Origin of the sequence: Saccharopolyspora sp., assembly GCF_017434145.1 — a bacterium.
GTDB lineage: Bacteria > Actinomycetota > Actinomycetes > Mycobacteriales > Pseudonocardiaceae > Saccharopolyspora_C > Saccharopolyspora_C galaxeae.
This window is the reverse complement of the sequence record NZ_JAFRFW010000641.1, coordinates 1-4,188: the sequence shown is the minus strand read 5'-3', so window position 1 is coordinate 4,188 and position 4,188 is coordinate 1. Positions and strand designations below refer to the sequence as shown.

Annotated in this window: 4 protein-coding genes and 2 riboswitches; of the genes, 1 reads left to right on the top strand and 3 read right to left on the bottom strand. The window is 70.4% G+C overall.

The window, feature by feature from the left end:
- The 3 genes from glyA to IJH84_RS17645 all read right to left on the bottom strand — a co-directional run.
- The coding region (gene glyA / locus IJH84_RS17655; RefSeq protein WP_295146410.1) for a serine hydroxymethyltransferase at positions 1-1,199 on the bottom strand (1,199 nt) is incomplete at its 3' end.
- Between the two features lie 147 nt (positions 1,200-1,346).
- Positions 1,347-2,462 (bottom strand): glycine cleavage system aminomethyltransferase GcvT, encoded by a 1,116-nt coding sequence (gene gcvT / locus IJH84_RS17650; protein ID WP_295146409.1) that lies wholly within the window; start codon positions 2,460-2,462, stop codon positions 1,347-1,349.
- A gap of 133 nt (positions 2,463-2,595) precedes the next feature.
- A riboswitch (glycine riboswitch) is annotated at positions 2,596-2,692 on the bottom strand.
- Positions 2,693-2,805, bottom strand: a riboswitch (glycine riboswitch).
- Positions 2,806-3,009: 204 nt separating this feature from the next.
- A complete protein-coding gene (locus tag IJH84_RS17645; RefSeq protein ID WP_200071865.1) occupies positions 3,010-3,645 on the bottom strand; it encodes a TetR/AcrR family transcriptional regulator C-terminal domain-containing protein in 636 nt (211 codons plus the stop codon).
- A 176-nt stretch (positions 3,646-3,821) separates the two neighbouring features.
- On the opposite strand from IJH84_RS17645, the gene IJH84_RS17640 reads away from it, so the two are divergent.
- Positions 3,822-4,188 (top strand): AMP-binding protein (locus IJH84_RS17640; protein WP_295146406.1); only part of this gene is annotated, 367 nt, incomplete at its 3' end.

Sequence of the window (4,188 nt, the reverse complement as noted above, 5' to 3'; positions counted from 1 at the left end):
TCGGGTTGGAGGGCTTCGGCGATGATGTCGGCGACTTCGGTGAACTCGGCCTTGCCGAATCCGCGGGTGGCCAGTGCGGAGGTGCCCACGCGGAGTCCGGAGGTCACCATCGGCGGGCGCGGGTCGCCTGGCACGGCGTTGCGGTTGACGGTGATGCCGATCTCGTGGAGGCGGTCTTCGGCCTGCTTGCCGTCGAGTTCGGAGTGGCGCAGGTCGACCAGCACCAGGTGCACGTCGGTGCCGCCGGAGACCAGCCGCACCCCGGCGGTGCGGGCGTCGTCGGCGCAGAGGCGTTCGGCCAGGGCTTGGGCGCCTTCGATGGTGCGGCGCTGCCGGTCGGCGAACTCGGGGGACTGGGCGGTTTTGAACAGCACCGCCTTGCCCGCGATCACGTGCTCCAGCGGGCCGCCTTGCTGGCCGGGGAACACCGCGGAGTTGAACTTCTTGGTGAACTCGTCGTCCGCGGAGAGGATCACCCCGCCGCGCGGGCCGCCGAGGGTTTTGTGCGTGGTCGTGGTGACCACGTGCGCGTGCGGCAGCGGGTTCGGGTGCAGGCCCGCGGCGACCAGCCCGGCGAAGTGCGCCATGTCGACCATCAGGTACGCCCCGACCTCGTCGGCGATCTCGCGGAACCGGGCGAAGTCGAGCTGGCGCGGGTAGGCCGACCACCCGGCGATGATCATCTGGGGTTTGTTCTCGCGGGCCAGGCGGGCGAGTTCGTCCATGTCGACCCGGTGGTCCTGCTCCGAGACGTGGTACGGCACCACGTTGTAGAGCTTGCCGGAGAAGTTGATCCGCATCCCGTGGGTGAGGTGCCCGCCATGCGCCAGGTCCAGGCCCATGATCGTGTCACCCGGCTTGAGCAGCGCGAACATCGCCGCAGCATTGGCCTGCGCCCCCGAGTGCGGCTGCACGTTCGCGAACGACGCGCCGAAGAGCTCCTTGGCCCGATCGATCGCCAACTGCTCGACGACGTCCACGTGCTCGCAACCGCCGTAATACCGCTTGCCCGGATAACCCTCGGCGTACTTGTTCGTCAGCACCGACCCCTGCGCCTGCAACACCGCCTGCGACGCGAAGTTCTCCGACGCGATCATCTCCAGCGTGTTCTGCTGCCGCGACAACTCAGCGCCGACCGCGGCCGCCACCTCCGGATCCACCGCCGACAGCGAATCGTTGAACAGGTCCGGTGCGGACATCGCATTGCCTCCTGTGCTCGATGTGGGCCCTGCACGTGGGCTCTGAATGTGCTCGATGGGCTCTGAATGGTGATGTGGGCCGTGCCGGATGCGGGCCGCGCTGCCCTCCGGCCGGCGTGGGCGTGCGGGCACCTCGCCCGCGGGTGGTCAGTTCGACCGCCGGTAGAACGGCAGCTCGACGACCTGCACGTCGATGCTCCTGCCGCGGATGTCGACCTTCAGCTCGGTGCCGGGCGCGCTGTGCGCGCGGTCCACGTAAGCCATCCCGATCGGATGTCCCAGCGTGGGCGACGGCGCACCGCTGGTCACCTCGCCGACCTCGGCACCCGCGGCGTCCAGCACCGGGTACCCGTGCCGCGGCGCGCGGCGCGCATCGGTGCTGAGCCCGACCAGGGTGCGTTCGGTGGGTTCCTCGGCGACGCGGGCCAGCGCGGCCTTGCCGACGAAGTCACCCGGCTTGTCCAGCTTCACCACCCGCCCGAGGTTCGCGTGGAACGGGGTGAGGCCGGTGGAGAGCTCGTGGCCGTGCAGCGGCATCCCCGCCTCCAACCGCAAGGTGTCCCGGCAGGACAGCCCGGCAGGGGCCAGCTCGTGCTGCTGCCCGGACTCGGCCAGCGCGTGCCAGACCGCCGGGGCGTCGGCGGGGGAGGTGAACAGCTCGAAGCCGTCCTCACCGGTGTAGCCGGTGCGCGCCAGCATCACCTGCGCGCCCGCGACCGTGCTGCGGTAGCCGGCGAAGTACTTGACCGTGGACAGGTCCGTGTCGGTCAGCGGCGCGAGGATCTCGACGGCCTTCGGCCCCTGCACCGCGATCAGCGCGTAGTCCGCGGAAACGTCCTCGTACGCGGCGTCGAAGCCCTGCACGCGCCGTTCCAGCTCGGCGGAGACCACGTCGGCGTTCGCGGCGTTGGCGACCACCAGGTATTCCTGCTCGGCCAGCCGGTAGACGATCAGGTCGTCGAGCACGCCGCCGTCGGCGTCGCAGAGCATCGTGTAGCGGGCACGCCCGGCCGTTATGCCGGATGCCTTCGCCACCAGCGCGTAGTCCAGCGCCTCGGCGGCCTGCGGGCCGCTGATCCGGATCTCGCCCATGTGCGAGAGGTCGAACAGGCCCGCGGTGTTGCGCACCGCTTGGTGCTCGGCGGTGTCACCGGAGTAGCGCACCGGCATCTGCCAGCCCGCGAACTCGGTGAAGTGGGCGCCTAGCGCTCGGTGCACCTCGTGGAGAGGTGTCTGACGCGCGGAGGGCGGCGACGACGTCATGGTGCGGAACTCCTCCTCATCGGCACCGATCACGTCCGAGGACCGGCTGCGGCCACTTCCAGCGGAAACCATAGCCCCAGCGGAAGCTGCAGCTCGAGCACCTCGGCGGCGACGGGCGCGGTGGGCGCCGGCCGGCCTCCCCGGAGTCATTGGCCTGAGAGTTTCGCCGCGCTCGTGCGGCTTGCACCGTGGGCGAGGGATGCGGATCCCTGCTTTTCTCCGTGATCGCCTGCTGTCGTGCGGTGCGGGGCCTGAGAGTTTGGTGGGGAGGATTGCTCCTTCGGCGCTCCACGGCCGCATACCAGGGGCTCCTGGTGGGGGGAGTCTCTCCCGCACGACGTCGTCGGCGGCTGTTCAGTTGGGCTTTCGGTTGCTGGCTGACGCTACGGAGATCACGTTTCGCAGTCAACCGAACGTGAGCCCTGTCCCGTCACGAATAGTGTTCTTCGGATTCGCTGCGTAGCGGTGCCGGTAGCTCGCACGGTCGGCTGCTCGGCGGCTGCGCCGCCGACGAGGCGAAGATCGAAAATTCAGTATTAATGATCAATCACGACGTGTTCGCTGCGACCAGCTCGAACTGCGCGCGCAGGCCGTCCACCAGCGCTCGCAGCGCCAGCTCGAAGCTGTCGTCGTCGATCTCCGCGGCGTGCTCGCGCAGCTTGTGCGCCTGCCGCAGGTGCGGGAACCGGTCGTCGTAGATCTCGGCGTCGTCCGGGAACCCGCCCGCGAACGAGCCCATGGCGGAGCCGACCACCAGGTACTTCGTGGAGGCCCCGATCATGGTGGCGTAGCGCGGCGGCCAGCCCGCGCTGGTCAGCCCGCCGTGCACGGCGTCGGCGCGGCTGAGCGAGGTCTCCCGCCGGGCCGGTCCCGAGGCCATGAACGGCACCAGGTTCGGATGCGCGGCCAGCGCGGCCCGGTAGGAGCGGGCCCAGCGCAGCAGCCCGGTGGTCCAGTCGGTGCCGAAACCGCTGGTGTCCACGCTGGCCATCACGCCGTTGGCGATCTCGTGCAGCAGCGCGTCCTTGGTGGCGACGTGGTTGTACAGCGAGGCGGCGCGCACGCCGAGCGCGTCGGCGAGGCGGCGCATGGACAGCGCTTCGAGGCCGTGCGAGTCGATGATCTCCAGCCCGCAGGTGCGGATGCGTTCGGAGGTCAGCAGCGGGCTCTTCGGCCGTCCCATCCGCGCTTCCCCCTGTTCGACGCTCCGCTCCGGGGTCTTCCCGGCACCGACAGTGTCCGGTGCTGCGCTCTTGCCGCAGCGCTCGGGGTGGTCCTAGAGTCCAAAACTAACGACGTTAGTTGTCGGGTGTCCACTTCTCGCGGGAGCGCCCGGCGCGTCCGGCGAGGAGGCCGCCGATGGTCAACGACGACAGTTCGATTGCGCAGCCGACGACGCCCGGCCCGCGGTCGACGACCCCCGGCCCGCGATCGACCACGCTGTCCCTGGCGTCCGTGCTCGCCGAGCCGGCCCGCCTGCGGCCGTCGGCGACCGCGGTCATCGAGGGCGACCAGCACGTCGGCTACGGGCAGCTGTGGGAGCAGGTCCGCGCGCACGCCGCAGCGCTGCGCGGACGGGGAGTGCAGCCCGGCGACCGGGTCGCAATCGTCGCACCCAACGTCATCGACTTCGTGCGCGCCTACTACGCCGTGCTCACCGCGGGCGCCGTCGTGGTGCCGGTGCCGCTGCTGCTGGTGCCGGACGAAGCGGCGCACCTGCTGCGCG

Excerpts from the sequence above, each read along its gene's own strand:
- gcvT (WP_295146409.1), bottom strand. The coding sequence starts at position 2,462 with ATGACGTCGTCGCCGCCCTCCGCGCGTCAGACACCTCTCCACGAGGTG.
- IJH84_RS17645 (WP_200071865.1), bottom strand. The coding sequence starts at position 3,645 with ATGGGACGGCCGAAGAGCCCGCTGCTGACCTCCGAACGCATCCGCACC.